At 71.8% G+C, this 16,375-nt stretch carries 13 protein-coding genes; 3 read left to right on the top strand and 10 right to left on the bottom strand.

The features are described 5' to 3' along the window. Nucleotides 1-3 precede the first annotated feature (3 nt). The 3 genes from ACIBAE_RS00735 to ACIBAE_RS00725 form a co-directional block, all read right to left on the bottom strand. Nucleotides 4-684 carry an AIM24 family protein gene (locus ACIBAE_RS00735; RefSeq protein ID WP_399281568.1) on the bottom strand — a complete coding sequence of 227 codons (681 nt, stop codon included), beginning with the start codon at nucleotides 682-684 and terminating at the stop codon, nucleotides 4-6. A gap of 13 nt (nucleotides 685-697) precedes the next feature. Beyond that, the gene (locus ACIBAE_RS00730; protein ID WP_399281567.1) at nucleotides 698-2,326 is read right to left on the bottom strand and encodes a TerD family protein; all 1,629 of its coding nucleotides are present in this window, start codon (nucleotides 2,324-2,326) and stop codon (nucleotides 698-700) included. Between the two features lie 116 nt (nucleotides 2,327-2,442). Beyond that, entirely contained in the window at nucleotides 2,443-2,991 is a 549-nt protein-coding gene (locus ACIBAE_RS00725; protein WP_399281566.1) for a M48 family metallopeptidase, read from the bottom strand. A gap of 197 nt (nucleotides 2,992-3,188) precedes the next feature. Here ACIBAE_RS00725 and ACIBAE_RS00720 point away from each other — a divergent pair, with 197 nt between their 5' ends. Both ACIBAE_RS00720 and ACIBAE_RS00715 read left to right on the top strand, forming a co-directional pair. Continuing rightward, entirely contained in the window at nucleotides 3,189-4,337 is a 1,149-nt protein-coding gene (locus ACIBAE_RS00720) for a TOMM precursor leader peptide-binding protein (RefSeq protein WP_399281565.1), read from the top strand. Nucleotides 4,338-4,379: 42 nt separating this feature from the next. Beyond that, nucleotides 4,380-5,822: an ABC1 kinase family protein gene (locus ACIBAE_RS00715; protein WP_399281564.1), complete on the top strand. Its 1,443-nt coding sequence runs from the start codon at nucleotides 4,380-4,382 to the stop codon at nucleotides 5,820-5,822. A gap of 136 nt (nucleotides 5,823-5,958) precedes the next feature. On the opposite strand, the gene ACIBAE_RS00710 is transcribed toward ACIBAE_RS00715, so the two are convergent. The 4 genes from ACIBAE_RS00710 to ACIBAE_RS00695 all read right to left on the bottom strand — a co-directional run bounded on the left by ACIBAE_RS00710 (nucleotide 5,959) and on the right by ACIBAE_RS00695 (nucleotide 9,537). Next, on the bottom strand, nucleotides 5,959-6,282 hold the full coding sequence (locus ACIBAE_RS00710; RefSeq protein WP_399281563.1) for a hypothetical protein: 324 nt from the start codon (nucleotides 6,280-6,282) through the stop codon (nucleotides 5,959-5,961). Beyond that, entirely contained in the window at nucleotides 6,279-6,647 is a 369-nt protein-coding gene (locus ACIBAE_RS00705) for a WhiB family transcriptional regulator (protein ID WP_399281562.1), read from the bottom strand. The genes ACIBAE_RS00710 and ACIBAE_RS00705 overlap by 4 nt, the downstream gene beginning before the upstream one ends. Nucleotides 6,648-6,819: 172 nt before the next feature. Then, complete coding sequence (locus ACIBAE_RS00700) at nucleotides 6,820-7,143, bottom strand: hypothetical protein (RefSeq protein ID WP_399281561.1); 324 nt, start codon at nucleotides 7,141-7,143, stop codon at nucleotides 6,820-6,822. Between the two features lie 165 nt (nucleotides 7,144-7,308). Further along, nucleotides 7,309-9,537 carry an ATP-dependent DNA helicase UvrD2 gene (locus ACIBAE_RS00695; RefSeq protein ID WP_399281560.1) on the bottom strand — a complete coding sequence of 743 codons (2,229 nt, stop codon included), beginning with the start codon at nucleotides 9,535-9,537 and terminating at the stop codon, nucleotides 7,309-7,311. Nucleotides 9,538-9,793: 256 nt separating this feature from the next. On the opposite strand from ACIBAE_RS00695, the gene ACIBAE_RS00690 reads away from it, so the two are divergent. Then, nucleotides 9,794-10,051 carry a glutaredoxin domain-containing protein gene (locus ACIBAE_RS00690; protein WP_399281559.1) on the top strand — a complete coding sequence of 86 codons (258 nt, stop codon included), beginning with the start codon at nucleotides 9,794-9,796 and terminating at the stop codon, nucleotides 10,049-10,051. Between the two features lie 175 nt (nucleotides 10,052-10,226). On the opposite strand, the gene nudC is transcribed toward ACIBAE_RS00690, so the two are convergent. From nudC to ACIBAE_RS00675, 3 genes are read right to left on the bottom strand one after another with little or no spacing between them, the layout of a single operon-like run. After that, the gene (gene nudC, locus ACIBAE_RS00685; RefSeq protein WP_399281558.1) at nucleotides 10,227-11,171 is read right to left on the bottom strand and encodes an NAD(+) diphosphatase; all 945 of its coding nucleotides are present in this window, start codon (nucleotides 11,169-11,171) and stop codon (nucleotides 10,227-10,229) included. Between the two features lie 37 nt (nucleotides 11,172-11,208). After that, a complete protein-coding gene (locus tag ACIBAE_RS00680; RefSeq protein ID WP_399281557.1) occupies nucleotides 11,209-12,603 on the bottom strand; it encodes a dipeptidase in 1,395 nt (464 codons plus the stop codon). A gap of 9 nt (nucleotides 12,604-12,612) precedes the next feature. Beyond that, nucleotides 12,613-16,362, bottom strand: a complete 3,750-nt coding sequence (locus tag ACIBAE_RS00675; RefSeq protein WP_399281556.1) for a UvrD-helicase domain-containing protein — start codon at nucleotides 16,360-16,362, stop codon at nucleotides 12,613-12,615. Nucleotides 16,363-16,375: the final 13 nt, after the last annotated feature.

Genomic DNA, 16,375 nt, shown 5'->3' with positions numbered 1-16,375 from the left:
CCCTCAGCCCTGGATCCGCAGGCGGTCGGTGCTGTCCTCGCTGGGCTGCACGACGACGATGCCCTGGCCCGAGAAGGCCATCTGGTAGGCCTCTCCGCTGCCGCGTCCGATCAGGGCGGATGCCTTGAAGCTGCGCTTGCCCTTCACCCTGAGGGCCGGTGACCAGGCGACGAGCGCGTCCGGGTCGACGTACGTCTCGTCCTCACCCCGGCCGCAGTCGACGACGATCGGGGTGCCCCGGGAGGTCAGGGCGACCCATCCGGTGCCGGAGATCTGGACGTTCCACAGGCCCTGCCCGGCGAACTTGGCCAGCCCTTTCACCCGCTCGACGCCCCACTGGAGGTGAGCGTCGAAAGCCAGCAGATTGCTGCCGTTGACGGAGAGCGCGTCGTTGTCGAGAGGGATGACGACGACGTCCGCGCCGTAATCGGCGAGGTAGAGCAGGCCGTCGCCGGCACATTTCATGAGGGGCGTGCCCTCACCGGTAACCCATTGGGAGGCGATCTGGCGGATGGCCGGCGGGTTCGGCTCGTACTGGATGAAGCCCTCGTAGGCGACCATCGAGCCGGTGCGGGCGAAGAGGTCCTGACCGGTGGCCATGGCGACCTTGAGCATGGCGCGGCCATGCTTCTCCATCCGGGCCGCGACCGGGGTGGGCGCGAAGCCCGCGAGCTGCTGGTTCATGATCCGGACTCCCTCAGACCTCGTACGGCTGGACGACGATGAAATTGCCGGGTGCGCCCCGGAACTGAAGGTTCACCGTCTCCCCGCTGTGGCCGGGATACGCGTTGCGGCGCAGCCTGACCTGGCTGGAGATGATCACCTGGGACGCGGCCGACCAGGCGACGACGGCGTTGCAGTCGGCGAAGGTGGTGGGCGTGACGGGCAGCACCACCGGGGTGCCATGGGTCTTCACGACGACGGTGCCCGTGCCGTGGAAGAGCATGGTGAACAGCGCGCCGCCGGGAATGCCGTGCCCCTCGATACGCCGGACCTCGTACTGAAGGCTCTCGTCGAAGGCGAGGACGTTCTCCGCCGAAACGCAGATCCCGTCGCCCTGCAGCTCGACGGGGTGCAGGTGTGCGCCGTCTTCGGCGAGGAACACCTGGCCGCGACCGGTGCAGCGCATCAGCTGCATCTCCTGGCCGGTGGCGTTGCCGACGATACGGCCCGCGAAGCCGGCGCCCTTGTAGCCGAAGTCGACCTTGCCCTGGTACATCACCATGCTGCCCTGGCGGGCGAGGACGGGGCTGCCGCCCGCACCGAGGTCGACGCGCATCAGCTGGCCGTTCTGCGCGGTCCAGCGCTGACCCGTGGGCAGTTCCTTGTACGGCTGGAGGGCGGCCCGGAGGCCGGCGCCGCCCGGGGGAAGACCTTGGGGGATGCCTTGGGGGATGCCTTGGGGCGCTCCGAAGGGGGACGGCGCGGCGGGAGGCGCGACCTGGCCCGGGGCCTGCCCAGGGACCTGGCCCGGGATCTGACCCGGAACCTGGCCCGGGATCTGACCCGGAACCTGGACCTGGCCGGGGGCCTGGCCGAATGGCGGCTGCTGGGGCTGGGGCGGCTGTCCGTAGGGGGCGGGCTCGGGCGGCGGCACCGGAGCCGCCGGGGCCATGGGCGCCGCGAGGGTCGGTGCGGTATGCGCCGGTGGGGGCACCGGGGCGGGAGCGGGAGGTCCGGCCGGAGCGCCGAACGGCGGTGCGGGCGCGGGAGCCGGGGCGGGGGGCTCGCTGTGCGTGGGCGGGGCGAAGGACGGGATCCGGTCGCCGGCCACCGGCTGCGGGGCAGCGGGTTCCTCCTCCGCGACCTCGCCACCGAAGTTCTGGAGGAGTGCGTCAAGGCCGCCGTCGAAGCCCTGGCCGACGGCGGCGAACCGCCATACGTCCTTGCGGTAGAAGTCACCGAGCATCACGGCACGCTCGGTGGTGAACTCCGAGCCGGTGAAGGCGTACCTGACGACTTCCTCACCACCCGCGACGATGCGGATGTATCCGGGGCCGACCTGGGACATCTGGCCAGAACCGTCGATCGTCGCGGTGAACGAGAGCTTGTGGATCTGCGCGGGGACACGGTCCAGCGTCACCCGGAAGGACTCGGTGTCCCCTGCCTGCGCACCCAGCAGCTGGACGGATTCCTCCGGCGACTTCGGCTGGTTGAAGAAGATGAAATAGCGGTCGTCGGAGAGCCGCTCATCGGCGTCGAGGCCGAAGCAGCTGATGTCGAAGGTCAATCCGGGGGCCGCGATCCGTACGCCCACGTACAGATCCGTCCCCGGCGTGAGGTCACTGACCTTGGCCTTGTGTCCGCGCTGGAATTCCCTGGCCATGCTTGACGACCGTCCCCCGTCCCGGAATCTGCAGTGGTCGCGCCAGGCTAGCGGCTGTGTACGACATCAAGCCGGGATCGTGCGCATTCGGTACAGATCACGGGCATCAGCGGACATCAGTCGACGGGCAGCTGCGGCAGCCGGGCGGCCGCGACGACGCCTTCGAGGTAGCCACGAGCACGCTCGGTGCGCGGATACGCCTCCAGCAGCCGCCAGAACCGCGGGCCGTGGCCCGGGACCAGCAGATGGGCCAGCTCGTGGACGAGTACGTAGTCGATGACGTACTCCGGCATCCCCTGCAGCCGGTGCGACAGCCGGATACTGCCCTCGGCCGGGGTGCAGGAACCCCAGCGGGTGTTCTGATTCGTCACCCATCGGACTGATTCCGGCCGGGCCCCGCCGCCCAGGTACTGGGTGGAGAGCCGCTCGGCCCGCTCGGTCAGGTCGTTGTCGCCGAGGACGCGCTTGCTCTCCTGCGCGGCGAGCTTGTCGAGCATCACCGTCACCCAGCGCCGCTCCTCCGCCTCCGACATCCGGGCCGGGATGAGCACGATGGTCCGGTCGCCCTCGCGGTACGCCGAGACCGTTCTGCTGCGGCGGGCACTCCTGCGGACCTCGACTGCGCTCGTCACGGAGCTGCGGGTACGGGAAGGATCGGCGGCCACGCCACGACGTTACCCGCTGTACGTGGCGGACGTCCCGGCTCCGCCATCATTCGATCTTGATCCACTCCATGCCAGGCGTCGTTTGAACGACTAACAGCCCGCCCCTGTGGATAACTTTCCGCACCTCCGGCCGCTCCCTTGCATTCTGAGCACAGGAGAAGCACCGAGAAGCACAGGGAAGACGACGGGAGGGCGTTATGCATCCGATGGTGAAGCCGGCGCTGCGGCGCGCCTGGCGGGAGCGGCAGACGGTGCAGTTCGGAGTCACCTCCGCGCACGCGGTGCTGGTCGGGCCGGTCGATACCGCCACGGGCAGTTTTCTGGAGCTGCTCGACGGGACCCGGGGGCTGCCACTGCTCCGGGAGGAGGCCCGGGCGATGGGGCTGCCGGACGGCCGGGCCGATTCGCTGGTGGAGCGGCTGACCGCGGCGGGGCTGGTCGACGACCTGGGCGCCGGGGGCCGGGCGCCGGAGGCGTGGGCGAAGCGGGTGGGGACGCTGGAGCGGCTGCGTCCCGATCTGGCGTCCCTCTCCGTCGTCCACCCGGAGCCGGGGGAGGGAATGCGGCGGCTCGCGGCCCGGCGTGCCATGCGGGTCCAGGTGCGGGGGGCCGGCCGGGTGGGGGCGGCCGTCGCCGCGCTGCTCGCCGCCGCCGGGGTGGGGCGTCTCGACGTGCTGGACAGCGGGTGTACGCAGGCCTGGGACGTGGCGCCCGGTGGGCTGCCCGACCGGTCCGTCGGCGAGCGCCGGGACACGGCGGCCCGTCAGCTGGTGCGGCGGAGCGCGCCCGGCCCCACGCCGAGGGCCACGGAGTACACGGAGTCCGCCGGCGAGGGCGAGCCACCGCTCTCACTGGTGATCGTCGCTCCTCGGGACGGCCTGGCGGCCTATGCGCCCGATCCGGCGGTGGCCGAGCCGTGGGTCGCCACCGGCACTCCTCATCTCTACACGGGAGTGATCGAGGCCACGGCGGTGGTGGGTCCGCTGGTGCTGCCGGGCGGCACCGCCTGTGCGGGCTGTACGGCGCGGGAGCGGGCGGACCACGACCCGGGGTGGCCGCGCATGCTGGCGCAGTGGCGGTCCGGGCGCCGGACCTCGGCCGTGCCGGCCTGCGACGTCGGCCTGGCCGGTACGGCGGCGGGTCTGGCGGCGGCCCACGCCCTGTCGTTCCTGGACGGTGAGCTTCCGGCCAGCACGGGTGCACGATGGGAGGTGTCACTGCCGCTGCTGGACTGGCGTTCCGAGCGGCTCGCACCCCACCCGGACTGTCTCTGCGGGGCCGCCGGAAGGCGAGACGGGGAGCACACCGCCGGAGCGGGGGCGCGGCACGGCACAATGGCGGGGTAACCGCCGTACGCGGCATGGCTGTCTGGGATTAGGAGGGGCGCAATGTCTGATCTTCCCCGGAAGGCGGTCACCCGCACCGCGAAGCTGGCCACGCTGCCGCTGGGCTTCGCCGGCAGGGCCACCTGGGGTCTGGGCAAGCGGATCGGCGGGAGGTCCGCGGAGATCGTCGCGCAGGAGCTGCAGCAGCGCACCGCCGACCAGCTCTTCCGGGTCCTCGGCGAGCTGAAGGGCGGTGCCATGAAGCTCGGCCAGGCGCTGTCCGTCTTCGAGTCCGCGCTGCCGGAGGGGGTGGGCGGGCCCTACCGGGCGGCGCTCACCAAGCTGCAGGAGGCGGCGCCGCCGATGCCGACCCGCACCGTGCACGCGGTGCTGGCGGAGCGGCTCGGCGAGGAGTGGCGGGAGCTGTTCCTGGAGTTCGAGGACAAGCCGTCGGCTGCCGCGTCGATCGGTCAGGTGCACCGGGCCGTGTGGCACGACGGGCGCGAGGTCGCGGTCAAGGTCCAGTACCCGGGCGCCGGCGAGGCGCTGCTGTCCGATCTGACGCAGCTGAGCGTCTTCGCCCGGCTGCTGGGACCGATGATCCCGGGGATGGACATCAAGCCGCTGATCACCGAGCTGCGGGACCGCGTCGCCGAGGAACTGGACTACGCCCTGGAGGCCGCGTCCCAGCGGGAGCACGCGGCGGTGTTCGCGGATGATCCGGATGTGGTGGTGCCGGACGTGGTGCACCAGGGTGAGCAGGTTCTGGTGACCGAGTGGATGGACGGGATACCTCTGTCGGAGGTGATCGCCGACGGTACACCCGGGCAGCGTGACCGGGCGGGTCAGCTGCTGGCCCGTTTCCTCTTCTCAGGCCCGGCACGCACCGGGCTGCTGCACGCGGACCCGCATCCGGGGAACTTCCGGCTGCTGCCGGCGGAAGCGACCGGGGAAGAGGGGGAAGAAGGCGCCGACGAGGGCGAACTCCGGCTCGGTGTGCTGGACTTCGGCACGGTGGACCGACTGCCCGGCGGCCTGCCCTCCCCGATCGGCGAAGCCCTGCGGATGACGCTGGAGAGCGACTCCGAGGGGGTGTACGAGCTGCTGCGCGAGGAGGGGTTCGTCAAGGAGTCCATCGATCTCGCCCCGGACGCGGTGCTGGACTATCTGCTGCCGATCATCGAACCGGCGGCGGTGGAGGAGTTCACCTTCACCCGGAGCTGGATGCGCAACCAGGCGGCACGGATCGCCGACCCCCGGTCTCCCGCCCATCAGTTGGGCAAGCGGCTGAATCTGCCGCCGTCGTACCTGCTCATACACCGCGTCACGCTCAGCACCATCGGCGTGCTCTGTCAGTTGAACGCGACGGTACGGCTCCGGGAGGAGCTGGAGGCGTGGCTGCCCGGCTTCCTGGCGGAACCGGAGACCGGGAACAACGGCGACAGCGACAGCGACACCAGCACGGACGACGGGGACGGCGACACCGAGGACGAGGCCGGCGCCTGACCTGGCGCACCGGGACGACCACGGGGGCCGGTCCGTCAGGACCGGCCCCCGTGCGGTGAAACTGACCGACCGGTACCGCGACCGGCAGTGTCTGCCCGTCGGGCAGACACTGCCGGGACGGCACAGGGCCCGCTGTCTACTGCATGACCGCTATGGCCAGCGCGCGGCGGGCGCGCAGCGAGACGCGCTCGGCGCGGCGCTGCATCCGCCGGGCGGCGACCAGGCGCAGGGCCCGGCGTTCCGCGTCGGCTTCCCGCCTTCGGTCGTCCATATGCGCACGCGCCATGGCTTCTGGGATGAGTTGCATCTCGCGAGTCCTGTTCTGGCGGGAGTCGTTCGCTCCCGTGGTGGTGACGGCCGGGGTGGCGGAGCCGGACGGCTCGCTCGTGGAAGAGGTCATCGGAGCCTGCTTCTGGGGATCGTGCGTAAAGGGACGGTCGATGGTGCCGACGATGGTCATGCCGCGACCGGGTTCTTGCGGGGCCGGCCACGCGGCCGCTTGCGGGCCACGACCACGCCCTGGACGAAGAGCTCGCCACCCCAGACGCCCCACGGCTCCCGCCGCTCCTTGGCGCCGGCGAGGCAGGCCTCGACGAGCGGGCAGGTGCCGCAGAGCGACTTGGCGTACTCGACATCGGCCGGGGACTCGGCGAAGAAGACCTCCGGGTCGTAGGCACGGCAGGGAACGGGTACGCCGAGGTTCTCGATGGCGTCGTCGAGCGCGGTGAGCGCGGTGAGCGGGGTCAAGGTGGAGTCCTCCGTGAGACAGGGCGGGGGGAGCGTTTCGGAAGGCGGTACGGACGGGGCGTGCGTTTCGAGTTGCACGGGGTGTCGTTCCTCGTCTGGTCGGTTCCGGCCTGTTGGCCGGGTGTCGGCTGGTACCAGGTGTTGCTCGTCCGAAGCCCCTTCGCTCTGCCTCTCCCGTTCGGGACAAACAAAAAGGGCCGCGGATCCCGGGTGGGGTTCCGCGGCCCTGAAGGCGCCGGCCTGATTCACATCAGGCTGGATCGCTCCAGGGTTCGAGCCGACGGAAGGCCCACATCGTGTGATGCTGCGTCTGCTTCTTGGTTTCGGCACCGGTCGCCGCGTAGGCGTAGGCCTTGGCCTTTGCCGCTGCTACTTCCGCTTCCAGTGCCTTGGTCGGTCGCTCATCGCGCTCCCGGACGGGAAGACCCAGCAGATTTCCGGTGCGCATGGCGCAGGCGCCGGACAGACCACTGGCAATGAGTTCGGAACCGAAGAAGCCGAGCGAGCAGGCGGAGGCGACCGAGGGATCGGTCATTTTGACGGTGCTGATGAAGCTGGTGTCGATGCTGATCACTGGAATCGCCTCCTCTCGGCGTCTTGAGGACCGGCCGGGGCCGGTCACGCGTATTCGGATAAGTACAGCACGGGGACAGGGCTTCGGAGAAGCCCGTTGTTCCCGTGGTAAGAACCTATGGGGCTTCCACGGGCGCGCGCAAACTATTTTTTCGACGAATTTGCCTCAGCTGTCCGCTGCGGCCGGCGCACGCTCCTCACCTGCGCAGATCGCCAGGACATCAGCCCCGAACCGCCCCATCTTGCGGCTGCCGACCCCAGAGATACCGGCCAACTCGCCCTCACTGCCCGGCACGGCCTCGGCGATCGCCATCAGAGTCTTGTCCGTGAACACGCAATAAGCGGGCTGGCCGAGTTGCTGCGCCTGGTCCGCGCGCCAGCCGCGCAACCGCTCGTAGAGCGCCTCGTCCATGTCGGAGGGGCAGTCCTCGCATCGCGTCAGCTTCATCTCGCCCGCGTCCGTGAGCGACTTCCCGCAGACCCGGCAGAGCACCGGGCCGCGCCGCTTGCGACGGACTCCGGCGCCCGCGGTCCCCACGGCGCCTCCGCGTTCGACGGAGCCGCCCTCGCCGGCGACGGCACCCCGGGGGCCGGGGGTCACCGAGCCGGGCCGCAGCCCGTTCAGAAAGCGGGTGGGACGGCGGGAGGCCCTGCCTCCGGGCGAGCGGGCGAGCGCCCAGGACAGGGAGAGGTGGAGCCGCGCCCTGGTGACGCCGACATAGAGCAGCCGGCGCTCCTCCTCGACCTGCTCGTCCGTCTTGGCGTACGTGATCGGCATCATGCCCTCGGCGAGCCCGACCAGGAACACCGCGTCCCATTCGAGGCCCTTCGCCGCGTGGAGGGAGGCGAGGGTGACGCCCTGCACGGTGGGCGCGTGCTGTGCGGCCGCGCGCTCGTCCAGCTCCGCCACCAGATCGGCGAGCGTGGCCTCCGGCTTGGCGCGGACGAAGTCCTCGGCGAGGCGGACGAGCGCGGCCAGGGACTCCCAGCGGTCACGGGCCACTCCCGAACCCGCCGGAGGCTCGGTGGTCCAGCCCTTGGTGGAGAGCACCGCACGCACCTGCGAGGGCAGCTCGACGACATCGTCGAGCAGCGAGTCGTTGCCCCCGAAGCGGGCGGCGCCGCGCAGCGCGGCGCCCGCCTCCCGTACCTCCTGGCGCTCGAAGAACCGCTCGGCGCCGCGCAGCTGGTACGGCACCCCCGCGTCGGCGAAAGCCTGCTCGTAGACCTCCGACTGGGCGTTGATCCGGTACAGCACGGCGATCTCGCCGGCCGGAACACCGGCGGCGATCAGATCGCGGATCCGGCGGGCGGTGCCCTCGGCTTCGGAGGGCTCGTCCGCGTACTCCACGTGGACCGGCTCCGGGCCTGACGGGCGCTGCGAGATCAGCTCCAGGCGGTGCTCGGCGGCCCGGCCCCGGGCCTGGTTCAGCAGGCCGTTGGCCAGATGGACGACCTGGGGGGTGGAGCGGTAGTCGCGGACCAGCTTCACCACGGTGGCGTTCGGATGCCGGGTGCGGAAGTTCAGCAGGTGGTCGGGGGTCGCGCCGGTGAAGGAGTAGATGGTCTGGCTGGCGTCGCCGACGACGCAGAGGCTGTCCCGCTCCCCCAGCCAGAGGTCGAGCAGCCGCTGCTGGAGCGGGCTGACGTCCTGGTACTCGTCCACCACGAAGTGCTGGTACTGACGGCGGATCTGTTCGGCGATGTCGTGCCGGTCCTGCAGGATGCCGACCGTGAGCAGCAGCACGTCCTCGAAGTCGATCACCGAGCGGTCGCGCTTGAGCTGCTCGTACATTCCGTAGATCTGGCCGATCTCGGCCGGATCGCGTGGTGCGTCGCGCACGGACTTGGCGACGGCGGCCGGGTAGTCGGCCGGTACGGTCTGGGTGACCTTCGCCCATTCGATCTCGCTGGTGACATCGCGCAGTTCATTGCGGTCGAGACGGATCCGGCAGCGGGCCGCGGCCTCGGCGACGAGCTGGACCTTGCGCTCCAGCAGCCGCGGCAGCTCACCGCCGACCGCCTTGGGCCAGAAGAACTGGAGCTGGCGCAGCGCGGCCGAGTGGAAGGTGCGCGCCTGGACACCGCCGGCGCCGAGCTGACGCAGCCGCCCGCGCATCTCGCCCGCCGCGCGGTTGGTGAAGGTGACGGCCAGCACGCTGGAGGGCTGGAGTATCCCGGCGCGCACGCCGTACGCGATCCGGTGCGTGATCGCGCGCGTCTTTCCCGTGCCGGCTCCCGCCAGCACGCATACCGGACCGTGCAGGGCGGTCGCCACCTCGCGCTGCTCGGGGTCGAGCCCGTCCAGCACCGCGTCGGCGTCGCGCGGCGGAGCCATGATCTGGCCACCGTCGGATTCCTGCGGGAACAGTGGGGAGTGCGTTGCTGCTGTCACCCCGCCATGCTGCCAGGTCGCCCGGGGCGGCCACGTCGGTTGTCCACAGGGACCGGCGTTAGTCGTACCACTACGTCTCACTACGGCCACGGTGGGAATGGCGGCCCGGTCACGTGCGTTTGACTCTGCGCGGGCGGCGTGCGGGAGCATCACGGACGGCGCGCGGAGACCAGCGGATACGGACGGACCCGTACGGAGGCGCACGGACGGCGCGTCCGGCGGGTGCGGACGAGACAACAGAGGAGCGCCAGAGACCATGCCGGGCACTGTGACGATGTACAGCACCACGTGGTGCGGATACTGCCGTCGGCTCAAGGGCCAGATGGACCGCGAAGGCATCGGCTACACCGAGATCAACATCGAGCAGGACCCGGAGTCGGCGGCCTTCGTCGAGAAGGCCAACGGCGGCAACCAGACGGTGCCGACCGTCCTGGTGGTCCCGGCCGGCGGCGGCGAGGCCGTCACGATGACGAACCCGAGCCTCGCCCAGGTCAAGCAGGCGCTCGGCGTCTGATCCCGACGCATGACGCCCCCTCCGGCAGTGGCTGCCGGTGGGGGCGTTCGCGTTCGGGCCCGGGAGTCGTCCGCCCCCTCCAGAGCGCTCACCGGGGGCCGGCGGGTCGAAGGCCGACTTGGTCGAAGGCCGGCTGCCGACCGGTCGAAGGCCTGCGGATCAGGGGCCTGCGGGATCAGCTCGCCGGTCTCGGCAGCGGCTTTCCGTACCAGAGCTCCACCAGGCGGGCGGCGATCGAGATGCCGGCCGGCGGAAGGATCTCGCCCGACTCGATCGCGGTGCGCAGATCGTCCCGGGAGAACCAGCGCGCCTCCTCGATCTCCTCGCCGTCCACCATGATCTCCGATGAGGTGGCGCGGGCCATGAAGCCCAGCATCAGGCTCGACGGGAACGGCCACGGCTGGCTGGCGACGTACTCGACCTCGCCGACCGTGATGCCCGCCTCCTCGAAGACCTCGCGTGCCACCGACTGCTCGATCGACTCGCCCGGCTCCACGAACCCCGCGAGCGTGGAGAAGCGGCCCTCGGGCCAGTGCACCTGGCGGCCGAGCAGTGCGCGGTCGTGCTCGTCGGTGACCAGCATGATCACCGCCGGGTCGGTACGTGGGTAGTGCTCGGCGCCGCACGCCTGGCAGCGGCGGATGTGGCCGGCCGCCGCGATGACGGTGCGCTCGCCGCAGCGGGAGCAGAAGCGGTGCAGTCGCTGCCAGTTCTCCAGCGCGACCGCGTGCACCATCAGTCCGGCGTCGCGGGCGGAGAGCAGCAGTCCGGCCTCGCGCAGACCCGCGGGCCGTGCCGACTGGTCCATCCGGCCGGGCAGTGTGTCCTTCTGCAGCGCGAAGTAGCGGACGCCGGCCTCGTCCATGCCGAGGAAGTAGCGGTGGGTCTCGGTGAGGGGCGCCTCGAAGGCCGGGGTCATGACCAGTTCGGTGCGGCCGTCGGGGGTGTCGTCGATCAGCGCCTGGCCGCCCGACACCACGAAGACCCGCGTGGTCGGGTGGCTCCACGCCGCCGCCAGCCATGCCTCGTCGAGCCGGTGGTGCGCCGCGCGGTCGACACCGCTCGGGGCCGTGAGGCCGATGGGTCGGTGTGCGGTGGCGTCACTGCTGATGGTGCTCACAGGTACTTCCAACTCCCCCGGTGGATTGGGTTGGTTTTCAGCGGAGCGCGGCGGCAAGGTCGCTCCACAGGTATGCGGTGGTCTCCACTCCCTTGAGGAGCAGGTCCAGTTCGACCTTCTCGTTCGGCGCGTGCCAGCCGTCGGACGGTACGGAAACGCCCAGGAAGAGCACCGGGGCGCCGAGCACGTCCTGGAGATCGGCGGCCGGTCCCGAGCCGCCCTCCCGGGTGAAACGGATCTTCCGGCCGAAGGCGCGGCCCATGGCCCGTACGACCGACTGGAGCGCCGGGTGGTCCAGCGGGGTCAGACAGGGGCGGGTGGCGGCGCCGAAGGTGATCTTGTGCCGGATACCGGCCGGGATCCGGTCCTCGATCCAGTCCCGCACGGCCCGCTCGATACGGTCCGGGTCCTGGCCCGCGACGAGGCGGAACGACAGCTTCAGCTGGGCGGAGGACGGAATGATCGTCTTACCGCCGGGGCCCTGGTAGCCGCCGCCGATGCCGTTGACCTCGGCGGTCGGGCGGGCCCAGACGCGCTCCAGGGTGGAGTAGCCGGCCTCGCCGAGGGTGGCGCCGGAACGGGCCGTACGCAGCCATTCGTCCTCGTCGAACGGCAGCTCCGCGAAGAGCGCGCGCTCGGTGTCGGTGAGGGGCGCGACGCCGTCGTAGAAGCCGGGGATCGTGACGCGTTCCTCCTCGTCGTGCAGGGCCGCGACCAGGCGGGCGGCGACGGTGGCCGGATTCGGGACGGCGCCGCCGAAGGAACCGGAGTGGATGTCCTGGCCGGGGCCGTACAGCTCGATCTCGCAGTCGGCGAGGCCGCGCATCCCGGTGCAGACGGTCGGGGTGTCCTCGGACCACATGCCGGTGTCGGAGACGATCACGACATCCGCGGCGAGGCGGTCCGCGTGCCGCTCGGTCAGGGCGCGGAAGTGCGGGGAGCCCGACTCCTCCTCGCCCTCGACCAGGAGCTTGAGGTGGACGGCGGGGGTGGTGCGGCCGGTGGCGGCGAGATGCGCCCGCACACCGAGGGTGTGGAAGAACACCTGCCCCTTGTCGTCGGCGGCGCCGCGCGCGTACATCCGGCCGTCCCGTACGACGGGCTCGAAGGGCTCCGTGTGCCAGCCGTCCTCGCGGGAGGCGGGCTGGACGTCATGGTGGCCGTAGACGAGCACGGTCGGGGCGCCGGGGTCGTCGGAGGGCCACTCGGCGTAGACGGCGGGGGCGCCCGGTGTGTCCCAGATCTCGGCGACGGGGAAGCCGGTCTCCGTGAGCTTCGCGGCGAGCCAGTCGGCACTGCGCCGCACGTCAGCGTCGTGGTCGGGCTGGGCGGATACGGAGGGGATGCGCAGCCAGTCGGCGAGGTCGTCGAGGAAGGTGGCGCGGTGGGTCTGAATGTACGTACGGACGACGCTGTCCGGGGTGTCGCTCATATGTCGAGCCTAACGGGCTCGGGGAGCTTGCTCGTCTGCCGGTAGCGCGGAGTGCCCGGCCGGGGCGCCCGTGAGGATCCGTTCCAGTTCGGGGCGGCCGGGGAGCGGGCCGGGGTGGACGACCTCTCCGGTGCGTACGTAGAGGAACGTGGCCGCGACCTCGGTCGGCGGGATGTCGTGCTGCTCCGCCCAGGCGAGCCGGTAGACGGCGAGCTGGAGCGGGTCGCCCGTGCCGGCAGGACTGGTCTTCCAGTCGACGATCTCGTACGAGTACGTCTCCGCCCCCGTCGCCGGGTCGACGTGGGCATGGCGGTAGACGGCGTCGATACGCCCCCGGATCACCCGGCCCGCCAGGGTGAGATGGAACGGCGTCTCCAGGCGGTACGGCGTACGGCGGGCGTACGGGGTGCGCTCGAAGGCGGCCTTGAGGGCGGCCAGATCGCGTTCGTCCGCGATTTCGGGCTCGTCCTCGTCGCCGCCGGGCAGCTCGTCCGGGCCGAGCATCGGCAGCGGCAGCTCCTCGAACCGCGACTCCACCCAGGCGTGGAACCGTGTGCCCCTGCGGGCCGCCGGCTGCGGCGGACGCGGCATGGGCCGGGCCAGCTCCTGGGCGAAACCGTCCGGGTCGGCGGCGAGGCGCAGCAGCTCGGAGGCGGAGAGGGACGGTGGTACGGGGACGTCCCGCACGGTCGCGCGAGCGCGCCGCAGCTCCCCGGCGAGGGCGTCGAGGTCCCGGTCCCAGGAAGCGAGGGTGCGGGACTCCTCCGGGGTGAGGTGGGGGTGGGGCCCGGAGTTTTCCGCCGGCCCGGGCTCCCGGGGGGCCGGGACGGGGGCCGGAGGGGGGGCCGGAAGGGGGGCCGGAAGCTCGCGGGAGGGCGCCCCGGGGGGTGCGGCGGTTCCGGGGGCAGGTGCGGCGTCGCGTGTGGTCGTCCAGGCGTCCCAGTCGGACAGGTCGCCCGAGAGATCGGACGGCCCGTCGGGCAGGTCCGGGTCGTACGGCAGCTCGGGGTCGTCGGGCAGGTCCGGGTCGTACGACAGCTCGGGGTCGTCGGGCAGGTCCGGGTCGTACGACAGCTCGGGGTCGTCGAGCGGATCCGGGCCGTACGACAGCTCGGGGTCGTCGGGCAGGTCGTCGTACGAGCCGGGCGAACCGTCCGGCACGCTGTCACCGTCGCTGCCGTTGCCGGAGCCGCGTGCGTCGCCGGAGCCGCGGCCGGGCGGAACCTCACGCTCCGCACCCCCCGGCCTCAGCTCCCCCGACCTCAGCTCCTCCAGGTGCGCCAGGACCGTGTCCGCCGCCTTTCTGCGGCGGGCCTGAGCCCGCGCGTCCAGCGGCAGCGGCCAGGGGTGCGGGGTGGTCTCCGCCCGCAGGGACGGATTCTCCTCGGCCTCCTCGGGCTCGTCCGCCCACGCCTCGATCTCGCCGTGTCCCGCCGCGCAGTGGCCGTACAGCGCCCGCAGGAAGTCCGAGGGGCCGCGCGGACGCTTCTGGCTCGGGCCCCACCAGTGGCCCGAGCCGAGGAGCAGGGAGCGTGGGCGGGTGAAGGTGACGTAGCCGAGGCGCAGCTCTTCCGTGTGCTGGTGCGCCTTCATCGCCTCTTTGAAGGACTTGAGGCCCTTGGCGTCCCAGGACGCCATCTCCGGGAGCGTCGGTGCGTCACCGCGCAGTGCGTGCGGAAGGACCTTCGGCTGGGAGGTCCAGGCCTCGCGCGCCTTGCCGTTCGGGAACTGGCCGGTGACCAGGCCGGGCGCGGCGACGACGTCCCATTCCAGGCCCTTGGACTTGTGCGCGGTGAGCACCTTCACGGTGTTCTCGCCGCCCGGCAGGGCGTTGTCCAGGCCCTTCTCGTACTGCGCGGCCGTACGCAGGAAGGCCAGGAAGGCCAGCAGACCCGCCTCCCCGTCGAGCCCGGCGAAGGAGGCCGCTATGTCGAGGAAGTTGTTCAGCGTCTCCCGGCGGCGGGCGGCGAGCGCGTGCGGGGACGCGGCGAGTTCGACTTCGAGACCGGTGACGGCCAGGACCCGGTGCAGGACGTCCATCAGGGGGTCGGCCAGGGAGCGTCGCAGCTCGCGCAGCTCGGTGGCGAGCCGGGCGAAGCGGACGCGGGCGGCGGCGGAGAAGGGCAGTCCGTCGTCCGGGGCGCCGGCCGACTCCAGGAAGGTGTCGAGCGCGTCGGCGAGCGAGATGACTTCGGCGGGGTCGGTGCCCTCGACGGCGGCTGCCAGCCGCGCGTCGGCGTCACCGTCCGGGTCCTGGCCGGAGCCCCGGTGGACCAGCAGCCGCGCCCGCCGGCCCAGCAGCGCCAGGTCGCGCGGGCCGATGCTCCAGCGGGGTCCGGTGAGGAGCCGTACGAGAGAGGCGTTGGCGCCGGGGTCCTGGAGGACCTCGCACACCGCGACGAGGTCGGCGACCTCGGGCAGATGCAGCAGTCCGGACAGGCCCACGACCTCGACGGGCACGTCGCGGGCCACCAGTGCGCCCTGGATCTCCGGGAAGTCCCCGGCGGTGCGGCACAGTACGGCGATCTCGCCCGGTTCCCTGCCCGTGCGCACGAGGTGGGCGATGGAGTCGGCGAGCCAGTCGATCTCTTCCGCGTGGGTACGGAGCAGGGCGATCCGGACGGTTCCGTCCCGTTCCGCGCCGGGTGCCGGACGCAGCGCCTCGACCCCTTCGTGCATGGCGCGCAGGGGTGTGGCGAGTCCGTTGGCGAGGTCGAGGAGCCGGCCGCCGCTGCGGCGGTTCTCGCTGAGGGAGAAGCGGGTGGCGGGGGTCCCGTCGGTGTACGGGAAGTGCTCGGGGAAGTCGTCGAGGTTGGCGACGGAGGCGCCGCGCCAGCCGTAGATCGCCTGGCAGGGGTCGCCGACGGCGGTCACCGCGTGCCCGGAGCCACCGCCGAAGAGCCCGGAGAGGAGGAGCCGCTGGGCGACCGAGGTGTCCTGGTACTCGTCGAGCAGGACGACCCGGAACTCGTCCCGCAGGATCGCGCCGACCTCGGGCCGGGTGGAGGCCAGCTCGGCGGAGAGGGCGATCTGGTCGCCGAAGTCGAGGAGGTCGCGGGCGCTCTTGGCGTCGCGGTAGCGGCGTACCAGATCGAGCAGTTCGCGGCGGGCGGCGGCGGTCTCGGGGATCTTGCGCAGCTCGGCGTTGCTGAGCACGACGCTGTCCAGGGCGGCCAGCAGCTCGGTGTCGTACGTGGCGAGCCGGCCCGGGCGCACGAGGTGCTCCGACAGCTCGGCGTCGAGCGCGAGCAGATCGCTGACCAGCGCGGGGAGCGATTTGGTGAGGGCCGGATAGGGTCCGGGCGCCTCCCGCAGCACCCGGGCCGCGAGCTGGAAGCGGGTGGCGTCGGCGAGCAGCCGCGCGGTGGGCTCCAGGCCTATCCGCAGGCCGTGATCGGTCAGCAGCTGCCCGGCGAAGGCGTGGTACGTCGAGATGCGGGGCTCGCCGGGGGGGTTGTCCGGGTCGATGACGTCGGGGTCGGTGACCCCGGCCTGGACGAGCGCCCTGCGGACCCGCTCGGCCAACTCGCCCGCGGCCTTGTTGGTGAACGTGAGCCCGAGGACCTGCTCGGGCGCGACCTGCCCGGTGCCCACCAGCCACACCACGCGCGCGGCCATCACCGTCGTCTTCCCCGACCCGGCCCCGGCCACGATGACCTGCGGGGCGGGCGGCGCCGTGATGCAGGCCGTCTGCTCCGGAGTGAAGGGAATGCCGAGGAGCTGCTTGAGCTGGTCGGGATCGGTGAGAAACGCGGACACCTCAGAGAGGCTA

The sequence above is a fragment of the Streptomyces sp. NPDC051569 genome (assembly GCF_044454085.1).
Taxonomy (GTDB): Bacteria; Actinomycetota; Actinomycetes; order Streptomycetales; family Streptomycetaceae; genus Streptomyces.
The sequence above is the reverse complement of the archived record's forward strand: the minus strand, read 5'-3'. Positions and strand labels throughout refer to the sequence as shown.

What these genes read in the sequence shown, in the direction of transcription:
- ACIBAE_RS00735 (WP_399281568.1), bottom strand. Translation starts at nt 684, where the DNA reads ATGAACCAGCAGCTCGCGGGCTTCGCGCCCACCCCGGTCGCGGCCCGG.
- ACIBAE_RS00730 (WP_399281567.1), bottom strand. Translation starts at nt 2,326, where the DNA reads ATGGCCAGGGAATTCCAGCGCGGACACAAGGCCAAGGTCAGTGACCTC.
- ACIBAE_RS00720 (WP_399281565.1), top strand. Translation starts at nt 3,189, where the DNA reads ATGCATCCGATGGTGAAGCCGGCGCTGCGGCGCGCCTGGCGGGAGCGG.
- ACIBAE_RS00715 (WP_399281564.1), top strand. Translation starts at nt 4,380, where the DNA reads ATGTCTGATCTTCCCCGGAAGGCGGTCACCCGCACCGCGAAGCTGGCC.
- ACIBAE_RS00710 (WP_399281563.1), bottom strand. Translation starts at nt 6,282, where the DNA reads ATGACCATCGTCGGCACCATCGACCGTCCCTTTACGCACGATCCCCAG.
- ACIBAE_RS00690 (WP_399281559.1), top strand. Translation starts at nt 9,794, where the DNA reads ATGCCGGGCACTGTGACGATGTACAGCACCACGTGGTGCGGATACTGC.
- ACIBAE_RS00680 (WP_399281557.1), bottom strand. Translation starts at nt 12,603, where the DNA reads ATGAGCGACACCCCGGACAGCGTCGTCCGTACGTACATTCAGACCCAC.